Annotated in this window: 12 protein-coding genes; 6 read left to right on the forward strand and 6 right to left on the reverse strand. The window is 71.6% G+C overall.

All coding sequences use genetic code 11. The features are described 5' to 3' along the window. Nucleotides 1–61: 61 nt before the first annotated feature. Together ACFY8U_RS10950 and ACFY8U_RS10955 are read right to left on the reverse strand one after the other, a co-directional pair. Complete coding sequence (locus ACFY8U_RS10950; RefSeq protein WP_389568566.1) at nucleotides 62–517, reverse strand: VOC family protein; 456 nt, start codon at nucleotides 515–517, stop codon at nucleotides 62–64. 47 nt (nucleotides 518–564) lie between these two features. After that, nucleotides 565–1,023, reverse strand: coding sequence for a winged helix-turn-helix transcriptional regulator (locus tag ACFY8U_RS10955; protein ID WP_389568569.1), 459 nt, complete (start codon nucleotides 1,021–1,023; stop codon nucleotides 565–567). Nucleotides 1,024–1,131: 108 nt separating this feature from the next. Here ACFY8U_RS10955 and ACFY8U_RS10960 point away from each other — a divergent pair, with 108 nt between their 5' ends. Further along, nucleotides 1,132–2,559, forward strand: a complete 1,428-nt coding sequence (locus ACFY8U_RS10960) for an MFS transporter (protein ID WP_389569697.1) — start codon at nucleotides 1,132–1,134, stop codon at nucleotides 2,557–2,559. A 26-nt stretch (nucleotides 2,560–2,585) separates the two neighbouring features. Beyond that, entirely contained in the window at nucleotides 2,586–2,921 is a 336-nt protein-coding gene (locus ACFY8U_RS10965) for a DUF6401 family natural product biosynthesis protein (RefSeq protein WP_389568571.1), read from the forward strand. 23 nt (nucleotides 2,922–2,944) lie between these two features. On the opposite strand, the gene rarD is transcribed toward ACFY8U_RS10965, so the two are convergent. Further along, complete coding sequence (rarD, locus tag ACFY8U_RS10970) at nucleotides 2,945–3,982, reverse strand: EamA family transporter RarD (RefSeq protein ID WP_389568574.1); 1,038 nt, start codon at nucleotides 3,980–3,982, stop codon at nucleotides 2,945–2,947. 170 nt (nucleotides 3,983–4,152) lie between these two features. After that, nucleotides 4,153–5,013: an NAD(P)H-binding protein gene (locus ACFY8U_RS10975; protein ID WP_389568577.1), complete on the reverse strand. Its 861-nt coding sequence runs from the start codon at nucleotides 5,011–5,013 to the stop codon at nucleotides 4,153–4,155. Between the two features lie 98 nt (nucleotides 5,014–5,111). Here ACFY8U_RS10975 and ACFY8U_RS10980 point away from each other — a divergent pair, with 98 nt between their 5' ends. From ACFY8U_RS10980 to ACFY8U_RS10995, 4 genes are all read left to right on the forward strand, one after another. Continuing rightward, nucleotides 5,112–5,519: a helix-turn-helix domain-containing protein gene (locus tag ACFY8U_RS10980; RefSeq protein WP_361598393.1), complete on the forward strand. Its 408-nt coding sequence runs from the start codon at nucleotides 5,112–5,114 to the stop codon at nucleotides 5,517–5,519. Between the two features lie 84 nt (nucleotides 5,520–5,603). Continuing rightward, nucleotides 5,604–6,437, forward strand: a complete 834-nt coding sequence (locus ACFY8U_RS10985; protein ID WP_389568580.1) for a hypothetical protein — start codon at nucleotides 5,604–5,606, stop codon at nucleotides 6,435–6,437. Further along, nucleotides 6,434–8,776: an ABC transporter substrate-binding protein gene (locus ACFY8U_RS10990; RefSeq protein ID WP_389568582.1), complete on the forward strand. Its 2,343-nt coding sequence runs from the start codon at nucleotides 6,434–6,436 to the stop codon at nucleotides 8,774–8,776. The genes ACFY8U_RS10985 and ACFY8U_RS10990 overlap by 4 nt, the downstream gene beginning before the upstream one ends. Nucleotides 8,777–8,779: 3 nt before the next feature. Beyond that, complete coding sequence (locus ACFY8U_RS10995) at nucleotides 8,780–10,984, forward strand: bifunctional serine/threonine-protein kinase/ABC transporter substrate-binding protein (protein ID WP_389568584.1); 2,205 nt, start codon at nucleotides 8,780–8,782, stop codon at nucleotides 10,982–10,984. 48 nt (nucleotides 10,985–11,032) lie between these two features. Here ACFY8U_RS10995 and ACFY8U_RS11000 read toward each other — a convergent pair whose 3' ends face one another. After that, complete coding sequence (locus ACFY8U_RS11000) at nucleotides 11,033–12,085, reverse strand: 2-oxoacid:ferredoxin oxidoreductase subunit beta (RefSeq protein WP_389568587.1); 1,053 nt, start codon at nucleotides 12,083–12,085, stop codon at nucleotides 11,033–11,035. Next, nucleotides 12,078–14,018, reverse strand: coding sequence for a 2-oxoacid:acceptor oxidoreductase subunit alpha (locus ACFY8U_RS11005; RefSeq protein ID WP_389568590.1), 1,941 nt, complete (start codon nucleotides 14,016–14,018; stop codon nucleotides 12,078–12,080). Before ACFY8U_RS11005 ends, ACFY8U_RS11000 begins: the two co-directional genes overlap by 8 nt. Between the last annotated feature and the right edge of the window lie 162 nt (nucleotides 14,019–14,180).

The raw sequence follows: 14,180 nt of genomic DNA on the forward strand, positions 1-14,180 counted from the left end.
GAACGGTTGTGCGGGGTACTGGATCTTCTTCGGTCGGCCTTCCGGTCCCTTCCGGGTGATGTCACTGCACGCAGAACTCGTTGCCCTCGGGGTCGGTCATGACGACCCAGGTGGACCCGTGTTCCGTCACCCGGCGCAGGGACGACGCACCCAGGGACTCCAGGCGGGCGACCTCCTCGTCACGGGTTTCCGGGCCCGGGTGGAGGTCCATGTGGAGGCGGTTCTTGGCGGTCTTCTCCTCCGGGACGCGCTGGAAGAGGATCCGGCGGCCGAGACCGGCCCCCGACTTCTCCTCGTGCGGGTCTTCCGGGTGCCGGACGGCGGCCAGGTCACGCCATGCCCGGCGGCCGTCCCCGAGCGCGACCGTCAGCTCGGGCGGGGCCGCACCGGCCGCGAGGAGGCCTTCGACGAGGGCCGTGTGGTCCTCGTCCACATAGCCGAGCGCGGCGGCCCAGAAGGCGGCCTGGGCGTGCGGGTCGGCGGCGTCGACGACGAGCTTCCAGTGGATGGGTGCCATGGGACCAGTCATAGCCGCTCGCCCGGCCCTTCGCCTGTCGCCGCGCGTCAGACCAGGGCCGCTTCCGCCTCGGCCGCCTCCTTCGCGTCGTACGCCTGCCGTGCCGCCGCGATCTCGTTCTGGTGGAGCTCCGTCCAGAGCACCAGCGAGCGGATCGTCGTGTGCAACGTGCCGCCCAGCGGCGTGAGTTCGTAGTCCACGCGCGGCGGGACCACCGGGTGCACCGTCCGCTTGACCAGGCCGTCCCGCTCCAGCTGCCGCAGGGTCACCGTCAGCATGCGCTGGCTGATGCCGTCGATCTCCCGCCGCAGCTCCGAGAAGCGCAGCTTGCGGCGGTCGAGCAGGGCGATGACCAGCAGGGACCACTTGTCGGCGACCCGGTCGAGGATCTGCCGGACCTCGCAGTCCTCCCGGGTGTCCCACTGGAAGGGGTCCTGGTCTCCCGACGCGCCGTCGGCGTAGGTCACTTCGCAGTGACTCGGTGACTTCAAAGTGCCTTCTTCCATGGCATCGGATCCTGTCGCAGGATCGAGGTGGTTACAAGAGAGAACCGACCCAATGGCCGGTAACCACCCTTCCCCTTCCCCGTCTTGGAGACAGCTGTGTCCACATCCCTGCCCGCACGCGCCTGGGCCCTTCTCCTCGTCCTCTGCGGAACGATCTTCCTCGAAGGCATCGACGTCGCCATGCTCGCCGTGGCGGTGCCAAGCATCAGATCCGATCTGGACCTCTCCACCGCCAGTGCGGCCTGGGTGATGTCCGCGTACGTCCTCGGCTACGCCGGCTTCACCCTCCTCGGCGGACGCGCGGCCGACCTGCTCGGCCGTCGCCGGATGTTCCTCGGCTGGCTCACCGTCTTCCTGCTCTTCTCCGGCCTCGGCGGCTTCGCGACCGAGGGGTGGATGCTGATCACGGCCCGCTTCATGACGGGTGTCGCCGCAGCGTTCATGACTCCCGCCGCCATGTCGATCATCACGACGTCGTACGAGGAGGGCCCGCAGCGCAACCAGGCGCTGCTGGTCTTCGCCGGCACGGCCGCCGGAGGCTTCTCCCTCGGCCTGGTCATCGGCGGACTGCTCACCCAGCTCGGCTGGCGCTGGGTCTTCTTCGCGCCCGTCCTGCTCGCCGCGGCGATCCTGCTCGCCGCGCTGCGGCTGATCCCCAAGGAGACGCGGCCGGAGCCGACGGGCGGCTTCGACCTCGCCGGCGCGCTGACCGCGGCCGGGGCGATGCTGCTGCTCGCGTACGGCATCGTACGGCTGGAGCACGGCCTCGACGGATGGCCGCTGACCGCGCTCGTGGCCGCCGCCGGAGCGGCCCTCGCCGGCCTGTTCGTCGCCGTGGAGCGGCGCGCCGCCTCCCCGCTCGTCCGCCTCGGGCTGCTGCGCAAGGCGTCGACCGTCCGGGCCGACCTCGGGGCGCTGCTCTTCGTCGGGTCCTTCTTCGGCTTCCAGTTCGTCGCCACGCTCTACCTCCAGGAGCTGCGCGGCTGGTCCTCCCTGGAGACGGCGCTGGCGCTGATGGTCATGGGCGTCGACGCGATCCTCGCCCCGACGCTCACGCCGAGGCTGGTGGCGAGGTTCGGCAACGGACGCGTGATCCTCGGCGGCTTCGTGCTCGCGATCCTCTCGTACGCGCTGTTCCTGCCGGTCGGGCCGGACTGGTCGTACGCGGCGATGTTCCCGACCCTGCTGCTGACCGGGCTCGCGTTCTCATTGGCGTACGGGCCGCTGACGATCGCCGCGACGGACGGGATCGAGGAGGAGGAGCAGGGGCTGGCGAGCGGGCTCCTGACGACGGCGACCCAGTTCGGCTCGGCGGTCGGCATCTCGCTGGTGACGGCGGTGTACGGGATCGTCGGCGGCGGACTCGACGGCTTCCGGTCCGCGCTGATCGTGCCGGTGGCGATGGTGGCGCTCGGGGCGCTGGTCTCGGCGACGGGGCTGCGGGGCGCCAAGGCGGTGAACGAGGCCCCGGAGATCCTGGCGGTCCTGGAGCGCCCGGACGTCTCGGAGGCTGCGGCCAAGGTCACCGCAGGGTGAACAGGAGGCGCCCTTAGGGTGGAGGAATGACCAATTCCTCCGACTGTCCGCTGGTCGGAGTGGCCGCCACGTACATGCCCCGGCTCTCGGAGCTCGCCTTCGAGCCGGGGCTCGTGGCCGCCGTCGACCAGCACGCGGCGGCCGTATGCGACGCCCTGATCCCCGCCCCGCGCCGCCCGGACGGGACCGCCCTCACCCGTCGGCGGACCGTGCGCAGGGAGGACCTCGCCGACTACGTCCTCGGCTTCACGGACTCGCTGTCGGAGGCCGACTGGACCGAGCCCGTCGGCCACGACTTCGCGACGCTGCGCCTGACGGCCGTGTGCTGGCTCATCCGGGAGTACGACCTCCTGGCGGCCTGAGCCCCGCCACTGGGGTCGGGACGTCAGGAGACGGCCTGGGTCCGGGTCGAGGTGGAGGAGACATCGGCCTCGGCGGACCCGGCTTCGGCGGACCCGGCTTCGTTCGTCATGACGGACGCCGGGACGGCCTCCGGGTTGCCCGCCGCCGCGCGCTCCGCCGCCGCAAGCGCCGCCCTGCTCCGCCGCGCCGTCCGCAGCGCGTCCCAGGTCAGGATCGTCAGTGCCAACCACACCAGGGAGAAGCCCGCCCAGCGCTCCGGCGGCATCGCCTCGTGGAAGTACGCGATCCCCAGCACGAACTGGAACATCGGCGCCAGGTACTGGAGCAGCCCCAGCGTCGACAGCGGTACGCGGATCGCCGCCGCTCCGAAGCAGATCAGCGGCACGGCGGTCACGATGCCGGTCGCGGCGAGCAGCGCCGCGTGTCCCGCGCCCTCGGTGCCGAAGGTGGCCGAACCCTGGGAGCCGAGCCACACCAGGTAGGCGAGGGCCGGCAGGAACTGGACCGCGGTCTCGGCCGCGAGCGACTCCAGACCGCCGATGTTGACCTTCTTCTTCACCAGGCCGTAGATGCCGAAGGAGAAGGCCAGGATCAGCGAGATCCATGGCGGCTGCCCGTACCCGACGGAGAGGACGAGGACGGCCGTGGCGGCGACGCCGACCGCCGCCCACTGCGCGGGCCGCAGCCGCTCCTTCAGGAGAAGGACGCCCAGGGCGATCGTGACGAGCGGGTTGATGAAGTAGCCGAGGGACGCCTCGACGACCTGGCCGGCGTTGACCGCCCAGATGTAGACGCCCCAGTTGACGGTGATCACCGCCGCGGCCAGCGTGATCAGACCGAGCTTGCGCGGGCTGCGCACCAGCTCGCGTATCCAGCCCCAGCGGCGGACCGCGAGCAGCGCGACGACGACGAAGGCCAGGGACCACACCATCCGGTGGGCGAGGATCTCGACCGCCCCGGCGGGCTTGAGGAGCGGCCAGAAGAGCGGGACCAGACCCCACATTCCGTAGGCACCGATCCCGTAGAGGAGACCCGCTCGTCCCTCGTTGTCCGTCTTCACCGAACCTCCTGCCCTGCGCCACGCCGTCCTGATGAAGGTAGCGCCGCACAGGGCAGGCTGTCATGTCCGTACCGCGATACGGTCATGACTTTCGAGCGAGGGCTCGGGTGAGGGCTCGGGCGAGGCTCGGGCGAGGTCGGTGCGGGGCCCTCGGCGGGGGTTTCCAGGCCTTACGCGAGGGCCTTCGCGACCGTCTCGGCGAGCGGGGTGGTCGGACGGCCGATGAGGCGGGACAGGTCACCGGTCCGTCGGGCGAGCGCCCCGCGCCCGATGGCCTCGTCGACGTCCACGAGGATCGCGGCCAAGCCCGCCGGGACACCGGCGCCGGTCAGGATCGCCTCGTGCGTCTCGGCCGGGACGTTGCTGTACGCGATCTCCCTGCCGGTCTGGCGGGCGACCTCGGCCGCGTACTCGGCCAGCGACCAGGCGACGTCGCCGCTCAGCTCGTACGCCCTGCTCACGTGCTCCTCGGCCGGCCCGGTCAGGACGGCGGCGGCCGCGGCGGCGTAGTCGGCGCGCGTGGCGGAGGCGACGCGGCCCTCGCCGGCGTTGGCGACGACGGCGCCGTGGGCGAGGACGGGGGCGAGGTTCGCGGTGTAGTTCTCGGTGTACCAGCCGTTGCGCAGGAACGTGTACGGCAGACCCGAGTCGAGGATCAGCGTCTCCGTGGCCTTGTGCTCGGCGGCCAGGTCGAAGTCGGCCTCCGGCCCGCCGAGGACGCCGGTGTACGCGAGCTGGGCTACGCCCGCGGCCTTGGCCGCGTCGATCACGGCGGCGTGCTGGGCCACGCGCTGCCCGACCTCGCTGCCGGAGATGAGCAGGACGCGGTCGCCCCGCTCGAACGCCCCCGCGAGGGTCTCCGGCCTGCTGTAGTCGGCGATCCGCAGCTCGACACCGCGCTCGGCGAGGTCGGCGGCCTTCGCCTTGTCGCGGACGACGGCGACGACGGACTCGGCGGGGACCCGGGCGAGGAGCTCGTCGATGACGAGACGGCCGAGCTGTCCGGTGGCTCCGGTGACGACGATGCTCATGGGGGGTTCCTTCTCCCGTGGGGTGCGGTGGGCAATGCACTCACCGTACGGCGTGCGCTAACCAAGAGAAAGTACCCACTTTGAAGTAAGGTACTGGCATGGGAGTAAGTGATCCGAAGAGTCTGCTCGCCGACGTCGACGGCGCGATGTGCCCGTCGCGGCTCGTCCTGGAGCACGTCACCAGCCGGTGGGGCGTCCTGATCCTGATCGCGCTGCGGGAGCGTTCGTACCGCTTCAGTGAGCTGCGCCGACAGGTCGGCGGGGTCAGCGAGAAGATGCTGACGCAGACGCTCCAGACGCTGGAGCGCGACGGCTTCGTCCACCGCGACGCCAAGCCGGTCATCCCGCCCCGCGTCGACTACAGCCTCACCGAGCTCGGCGAAGAGGCCGCCGGCCGGGTCTGGGAGCTGGCCCGCTGGACCGACGCCCGGGTCCCGGCGGTCCAGGAGTCCCGCGCCCGGTATGACGCGGCACGTCGCGAGAAGGCCACGGGTTCGCCTCAATGATGTTGTAAACGGGGCGAGTTGGTGCCGGCGCGTCGTACGATCTGCTCACCACTCGGGGCAAGTGTGAACGTGCGTGGGGGATACGTGACATACGGGTACCGAAGAGTGCTGCGCGTCTGCGGGGGCTTGCTCGCGTGCGGCATGATCCTGACGGGCTGCTCCGATGCGGGCGACGACGGCACACGCTCCGACGACAAGGGGAGTACGTCCTCGGGGGCGTCCGGAACCGCGACCGCGCAGCCCACGCCGACACCCCAGCCGACGCCCACGAAGCTCGGCTTCACCGCGGACCCGAAGCGGGCCCCCAAGAACGAGGCCGAGGCCAAGCGGCTCGCCCTCGCGATCGTCGCGGGCCCCGAATCCTGGGGAGCGGACTACGTGAAACGCACCCCGCACCTCAGCGCCGACGACTACTGGCCGGTCCTCTCCGCGCAGTGCACCTGGGAGACCGGAGCCCGCCCGCGGACCGTGCTCCACAGCGTCACCGCCTACAGCGAGGTCCCCGCCCAGGACGGCAAGGGGACGCTTCGGGTCTCGGCGACCGTCACCGTGCACCGCACCGAGACGGACGCCGACTGGGAGATGGCCGAGACGCTGGAGGAGGCGCTCCGCTGCCCCGACCAGCGACTGCGCGACGGGGAGCGGATCAGCGGACTGATGTCCCTCGGCAGCCCCTTCGGCGTCGGGGGCAACTTCACCGCCGTGGACTCGCTGAGGGAGGCGGGGACGTACGTCAACGACGCGGTCCGGGGCGAGCAGACGTACTCCTGGTACCAGTCCCGCGTGGGACAGGTCACCGTCGCCGCGGTCGTCAAGGGCGCTCCCGGTCATGTCGCCAAGGACGTCGACAGCGCTCAGGTCCAGGCCCTTGTCGCCATGGTCGGGCGCGCCGAGGACGAGCTGGAGGTCCAGTCATGAGCCCCGCACCCGATCCCCAGCCCGAGCCCTCGTCTCCCGACCCTCAGCCCTCGGCCTCCGAGCCCGCGCCCGCGGCTCACCAGCCCCAGCCCTCGGCTCCCGAGCCCCAGCCCGTTGCTCACCAGCCCCGGCCCTCGGCTCGCGCGTCGGCTCCCCGGCCCGCGGCCGTTCAGCCGCTCCGGACCTCCGACCCGTCGGCGATCGCCGGATACCGGCTGCTCGGCCGGCTCGGCGCCGGCGGCATGGGCGTGGTCTACCTCGGCCGTACCGGCAACGGCGAACTCGCCGCCGTGAAGGTCACCCACGCCGACCAGGCCGACCAGGCCGACTTCCGCGCCCGCTTCCGCCGCGAGGTCGAGGCCGCCCGCCGGGTCGCCAGCCCCTGGGCCGTCCCCGTGACGGGCGCCGACCCGGACGCCCCGGAGCCGTGGATGGCGACCGCCTTCGTCCCCGGACCCTCCCTCGGCGAGGCCGTCGCCGCGCACGGGCCGCTGCCGGAGCGGAGCGTGCGGATCCTCGGCGGCGCGCTGGCCCGCGCGCTGGCCGCCGTGCACGAGGCCGGACTCGTCCACCGGGACGTCAAACCCGGCAACGTCCTCCTCGCCGTCGACGGCCCGCGTCTGATCGACTTCGGCATCGCCCGGACCACCGGGGAGACCGCGCTCACCTCCACCGACATGGTCGTCGGCACCCCCGGCTTCCTCGCGCCCGAACAGGCCGAGGCCCGCGCCGCCGAGATCGGCCCGCCCAGCGACGTCTTCGCGCTCGGCTGCCTCCTCGCCCACGCGGCGACCGGCCGCCCGCCCTTCGGCACGGGGGCGGTCGACGCCCTGCTGTACCGCACGGTCCACGACGAGCCCGACCTCGCCGGCGTACCCGACGGGCTCCTGGGCCTCCTGCGCGCCTGCCTCGCCAAGGATCCGGCCCGGCGGCCCACCGCCGAGGAGATCGCGGACCGGCTCACGGAGGACGCCCCGGGCGCCGGGAACGACTGGCTGCCCGCCCCCGTCGTACGGACCATCGCCGAGCGCTCCGCCGCCATGCTCGCCCTGCCCGAGATCGAGTCCACGCAGCTCGGCGCATCGGACAGGGATGCGCAACCGGCGAGCAGCCGACGGAAGTTCCTGCTCCTGGCCTCAGGCGGCGCCGTACTCGCCGCCGGAGGCGGCATCGCGGCCTGGGCCGCGCTCCGGGACGACGACAAGGACCGGAAGGCCGCCCCCGGACCGAAGAAGCGCCGCTGGGTCATCGGCGTCCACGCCGATCTGACCGGCCCTGCCAAAGCCATCGGCCGCGCGCAGGAACGCGGTGCCCGGCTCGCGGTCGAGCAGTTCAACGCCCGGGAGAACAAGCCCTTCACCCTCGAACTCAAGGTCTCCGACGACGGCGGCGACAAGAACAAGGCCCTGGCCGCCGCCCGCGTCCTCACCGGCGACCCCGACGTCCTCGGTGTCATCGGGCCCACCTCCGACTACACGGGCCTCGCCGCCCTCCCCGCGTACGACGAGGCCCTCCTGCCCGTGATCACGGTCTCCGCCGGGCTGAACATGCTGGTCAACCAGGCAGGCGGCCAGGGGCTCTCGATGGTGCAGGCCTGTCCGCACCACGCCTTCGCGGGCATGTGCCTCGCCTACTACGTCCTGACGAAGACCCGGAGCGTCCGGCCGGGCATCCTGCAGGAACGGACCGACGACACCTACGCCTGGCAGTACATCGGTGGCGCGAACTTCGGCTTCCGGCAGGGGAAGGTCGTCCCCGTTCCCCGTGTCGTCCCCGGTCCCACCACCGACTACAAGCGGGTGCTCGGCTCCATGATGGCGGAGGGCATGGACGCGTACGTCCACTGCGGCCTCACCCCGAGCGCGGTCCTCGCCGCCCGTGCGCTCGACGAACTCGGCTTCACCGGCATGAGGATCACCGGCCAGCACGTCTTCGAGCCGCGCTTCCTCGCGGAGGCGGGGGAGGCGGCGGAGGGCTGGATCATCGGCGCGCCGGTCGTCGACCCCTCGACCCGCAAGGAGGCGTCCGCCCTCATCGCCGCGCACCGCAAGCGGTACGGCGCGACGCCCGCCTTCTACACGGGCGAGTACTTCGACATGGTCAACCTCCTGGTCCAGGAGGTGGAGAAGGCGGCCAAGGGCGGGAAGCGCCCCGACCGCACGGCGCTCGCGTCCCTGCTGCGCAAGGCGAAGTACACCGGCGCCATGGGCGACTACGTCTTCGATCCCGAGGACGGGCACCTGACGGCGGTCGGCACGTTCATGTACGCCGCCGAGAACGGCCGGTACAAGCCCCTGGAGTTCGCCCCCGCCGGGCCGCCGAAGAACAGACAGGTCTGAGACATGAGGCCCCTCCGTCCCGCCGATCCCTCGGCGATCGCCGGATACCGCCTGCTCGGCCGGCTCGGCGCCGGCGGCATGGGCGTGGTCTACCTCGCCCGGTCCGCCGGCGGCGCGCTCGCCGCGCTCAAGCTGATCCTGGCCGAGCACGCCGCCGACCCCGGTTTCCGCGAGCGGTTCCGGCGGGAGGCGCTCGTCGCCGAGCGGATCACCGGCCGCTGGGTGGTCCGGGTCCTCGGCTCCGATCCTGAGGCCCGGGAGCCCTGGCTCGCCACCGAGTTCGTGCCGGGACCCTCACTCGCCGAGGCCGTCGGCCTCCACGGCGCCCTGCCCGAAGCGAGCGTACGGGCCCTGGGCGCCCGGCTCGCCGACGCGCTCGCGGACATGCACGAGGCCGGACTCGTGCACCGGGACGTCAAACCGGGCAACGTCCTCCTCGCCCTCGACGGCCCGCGCCTGATCGACTTCGGCATCGCCCGGTCGGCCGGGGCCACCGCCCTCACCGCCACCGACGCGATGATCGGCACACCCGGCTTCCTCGCCCCCGAGCAGGCCCGCGCCGCCGGTGCGGGCGCGGTCGGCCCGCCGAGCGACGTCTTCTCGCTGGGGTGCGTGCTCGCGTACGCGACGACCGGGCGACGCCCCTTCGGTACGGGCGGGGTGGCCGCGGTCGTGTACCGCACGGTCCACGAGGAGCCCGACCTCGACGGCGTACCCGAGGCGCTGCTGCCGCTGGTCACCGCGTGTCTCGCCAAGGACCCCGCGGACCGGCCGACGGCCGTGGAGGTACGGGCGCGGCTGGGGTCCGCCGAGGGGCCGGCGGGCGACTGGCTGCCGCCCGGGCTGCCCGCGCTGATCGCCGAACGCTCCGCACGGGTCCTGGACCTGCCCGTGGCCGAGCCGACGGTCGTGGTGCCCTCCGCACAACCGGCCCGCACCTCGCCGTCCCGGCGCCGCTTCCTGGCACTCGGGTCCGCGGCAGCCGTCGCCGGGGCCGGCGGGCTGACGGCCTGGCTCGTGAACCGGGCGCCCGCGAGCCCGGCGACCGGCGGGCCGCCCGCGTCCCTGCCCACGTACGCGATCGGTATCCAGACCGATCTGAGCGGCCCCCGCGCGGCGGACGGACGCGCCCAGGAGCGCGGGGCGAGGCTGGCCGTCGAGACCTTCAACGCCCGTCCGGACCGCCCCTTCGATCTGGCCGTGAAGGTACGGGACGACGAGGGCCACCCGCCCCGGGCGGGCACCGTGGCACGGGAGTTCGCGAACGACACGGCCGTCGTGGCCGTGATCGGCCCCACGACCCGCGAGACGGTGGTCGCCGCCGCCACCACGTACCACGCGAGCATGCTGGTCCTCGCGACCGTCGCCGTCGGCATCGACCAGGGCGACCTGACCTTTCCGAACGTCAACCCCGTCTACCGCGAGCTGCGCGTCCACCACGACATGCTGCAACTGCCCTTCACCAGCATCGCCCTCGTACGTGGGGCCAAGCGGACGGCCGTCGTGCAGGACCGGGCTGCGGGCGACTACGCCTGGCGCACGGCCAACTCCACACGCAGCACCATGAGTGCGATCGGCGCACCCGTGACAGTCCATCAGATCGCCGCGGACGAGGAGGACTTCAGTGCCGTGGTGCGTGAGGTCGTCGCCGCCCGGCCCGACGCCGTGCTCTACGCCGGCGTCTCCCCGCGCCGCGCCGGACTGTGCGCCAAGGCGCTGAAGCAGCAGGGCTACGACGGTCTGCGCGGAGGCGTCGAGTACGCGCTGGCACCGGAGTTCCTCACGGCCGCGGGCCCGGAGGCGGCCGAGGGCTGGTACTTCGGCACCACCTACGTCGATCCGGCGCTCGTGCCCGCGGCCAAGGAGTTCACGGCCGCCTACCGCACGCGCTGGGGCCTGGCGGCCACGGCGCCGGTCGAGCGGTTCGCGGTGGAGGCGTACGACGTGGTCACGGGCGTGGCCGAGCGGATGACGGATCTGGTGTCGAACCAGAAGCTGGCGATCACGCGGGTCGCCGTGCGGGGGGCGATGCGGACGTTCTCGTTCCAGGGCCTCGCGAAGAAGTACGGCTTCGAGGAACAGAACGTGATGATGTTCCAGTACAACAAAGAACTGTTCCTGTACCGGATCGAGCAGGGCGTCCCGCACTACCTCGGGCAGTTCGAGAAGGCGTCGGACGAGGAGAAGAAGCGCCGGAAGAAGGGGTGAGGGGCGCGGCCCTTCGCGCGGCCGCGCCCCTCACCCGTCATTCCTGCGTCAGCCGACGACGGTCCAGGTGTCGTTCCCCGCGAGGAGCTGCCCCAGGTCGCCCTTGCCGTGCTGTTCGATGGCCGTGTCGAGTTGGTCGGCCATGAGTGTGTCGTAGACCGGGCGTTTCACGGAGCGGAAGACGCCGATGGGGGTCTGGTGGAGGGTGTCGGGGTCGGCGAGGCGGGAGAGCGCGAACGCGGTGGTCGGCGAGGCCGCGTGGGCGTCGTGGACGAGGATCGTGCTCTCGTTGTCGGGGGTGACGGTGACGACCTTCAGCTCGCCGGTGGCCGGGTCCCGTACGACTCCCTTGTCCTGGCCGGTGCCGAAGCGGATGGGCTGTCCGTGTTCGAGGCGGATCACGGCTTCTTGTGCCTGGTCCCTGTCTTTGAGGGCTTCGAAGGCGCCGTCGTTGAAGATGTTGCAGTTCTGGTAGATCTCCACGAGGGCGGTGCCGGGGTGGTCGGCGGCCTGGCGGAGGACTTCGGTGAGGTGTTTGCGGTCGGAGTCGACGGTGCGGGCGACGAAGGAGGCTTCGGCACCGAGGGCGAGGGAGACGGGGTTGAAGGGGGCGTCGAGGGAGCCCATCGGGGTCGATTTGGTGATCTTGCCGACCTCGGAGGTGGGGCTGTACTGGCCCTTGGTGAGTCCGTAGATCCGGTTGTTGAAGAGCAGGATCTTGAGGTTGACGTTGCGGCGCAGGGCGTGGATGAGGTGGTTGCCGCCGATGGACAGGGCGTCGCCGTCGCCGGTGACGACCCAGACGGACAGGTCGCGGCGGCTGGTGGCCAGGCCGGTGGCGATGGCGGGGGCGCGGCCGTGGATGGAGTGCATCCCGTAGGTGTTCATGTAGTACGGGAAGCGGGAGGAGCAGCCGATGCCGGAGACGAAGACGATGTTCTCGCGGGCGAGGCCGAGTTCGGGCATGAAGCCCTGGACGGCGGCGAGGACGGCGTAATCACCGCAGCCGGGGCACCACCGCACTTCCTGGTCGGACTTGAAGTCCTTCATCGACTGGGCGGCGTCGGCTTTGGGCACGAGGTTCAGGAGCGTCTCACTCATCGATGGCCTCCTTGAGCGCCGAAGCGAGCTGCTCGGCCTTGAACGGCATGCCGTTGACCTGGGTGTGCGAGCGGGCGTCGATGAGATATCTGGCGCGGATGAGGGTGGCGAGCTGGCCGAGGTTCATCTCGGGGATGATCACTGTGTCGTAGCGGTGCAGGATCTCGCCGAGGTTCTTCGGGAAGGGGTTGAGGTGGCGCAGGTGGGCCTGCGCGATCGCGCCCTGCTCCCGGCGGATCCGCCGCACGGCGGCGGTGATGGGCCCGTATGTGGAGCCCCAGCCGAGGACCAGCGTCTTCGCGCCGTCGGGGTCGTCGACGGTGAGGTCGGGGACGGTGATGCCGTCGGTCTTGGCCTGGCGGGTGCGGACCATGAGGTCGTGGTTGGCCGGGTCGTAGGAGATGTTGCCGGTGCCGTCCTGCTTCTCGATGCCGCCGATGCGGTGTTCCAGGCCCGGGGTGCCGGGCACGGCCCAGGGGCGGGCCAGGGTCTGCGGGTCGCGTTTGTAGGGCCAGAACACGTCGGTGCCGTCGGCCAGCCGGTGGTTGGGGCCGGTGGCGAACTGGACCCGCAGGTCGGGCAGTTCGTCGATGTCGGGGATCCGCCAGGGTTCGGAGCCGTTGGCGAGGTAGCCGTCGGAGAGCAGGAAGACCGGGGTGCGGTAGGCGAGCGCGATCCGGGCCGCCTCGATCGCCGCGTCGAAACAGTCCGCCGGCGTCCGCGGCGCGACCACCGGCACCGGGGCCTCACCGTTACGCCCGTACATCGCCTGCAGCAGATCGGCCTGCTCGGTCTTGGTCGGCAGACCGGTCGACGGCCCGCCACGCTGGATGTCCACGATCAGCAGCGGCAGCTCCAACGACACCGCCAGACCGATCGTCTCCGACTTCAGCGCCACACCCGGCCCGGAGGTGGTGGTCACCGCGAGGGAGCCGCCGAACGCCGCACCGAGTGCGGCGCCGATGCCGGCGATCTCGTCCTCCGCCTGGAAGGTACGGACACCGAAATTCTTGTGCCGCGACAGCTCGTGCAGGATGTCCGACGCCGGAGTGATCGGATACGAACCCAGATAGAGCGGCAGATCCGCCTGACGGGAGGCGGCGATCAGACCGTAGGACAGGGCCAGGTTCCCGGAAATGTTGCGGTACGTGCCGGCGGGGAAGGCCTGGGTTGCCGGGGCGACCTCGTAGGAGACGGCGAAGTCCTCCGTCGTCTCGCCGAAGTTCCAGCCCGCCCGGAACGCGGCCACGTTCGCCTCGGCGATCTGCGGCCTCGATGCGAACTTCTGCCGCAGGAAGCTCTCGGTACCCTCCGTCGGCCGGTGATACATCCACGACAGCAGCCCGAGCGCGAACATGTTCTTCGAACGCTCGGCCTCCTTGCGCGACAGGCCGAAATCCTTCAGCGCCTCGATCGTCAGCGTCGTCAACGGCACCGGATGCACCCGGTAGCCGTCCAGCGAGCCGTCCTCGAGCGGCGAGGTGTCGTAGCCGACCTTCGCCATCGCCCGCTTCGCGAACTCGTCCGTGTTCACGATGACCTCGCCGCCACGCGGCACATCCCCGATGTTCGCCTTCAACGCGGCAGGGTTCATCGCGACCAGCACGTTCGGCGCATCGCCCGGCGTCAGGATGTCGTGATCGGCGAAATGCAGCTGGAACGAGGAGACACCCGGCAGCGTGCCCGCGGGCGCCCGGATCTCGGCGGGAAAGTTCGGCAGCGTCGACAGATCGTTCCCGAACGACGCCGTCTCCGAGGTGAACCTGTCACCCGTGAGCTGCATACCGTCACCGGAATCACCCGCGAACCGGATGATCACCCGATCGAGCCGGCGGACTTCCTTCTCGTCGCCGTGGCGGGGCGCCGTCGGGGCGGCGCTGCGCTGCTCCCCGACCAGGGCCTCACCGGCCTCGCTACTGACCTGGCTGGTCACTGAACTGGACCTCCCTCGCGGCAAGGGTCTCTCCGCCAGAGGCGGGAGAAGGCTCGCGGGGCGGTCGGCGAACCGGCCGTCCCCGTGGCCCACCCTACGACGGTGAGGTGGCCCTCCCCGGGACTTCTCGCATCCTGGACCTCGTTTTGGGATGCCTGTCTG

The sequence above is a fragment of the Streptomyces sp. NPDC012508 genome (assembly GCF_042902595.1).
Taxonomy (GTDB): Bacteria; Actinomycetota; Actinomycetes; order Streptomycetales; family Streptomycetaceae; genus Streptomyces.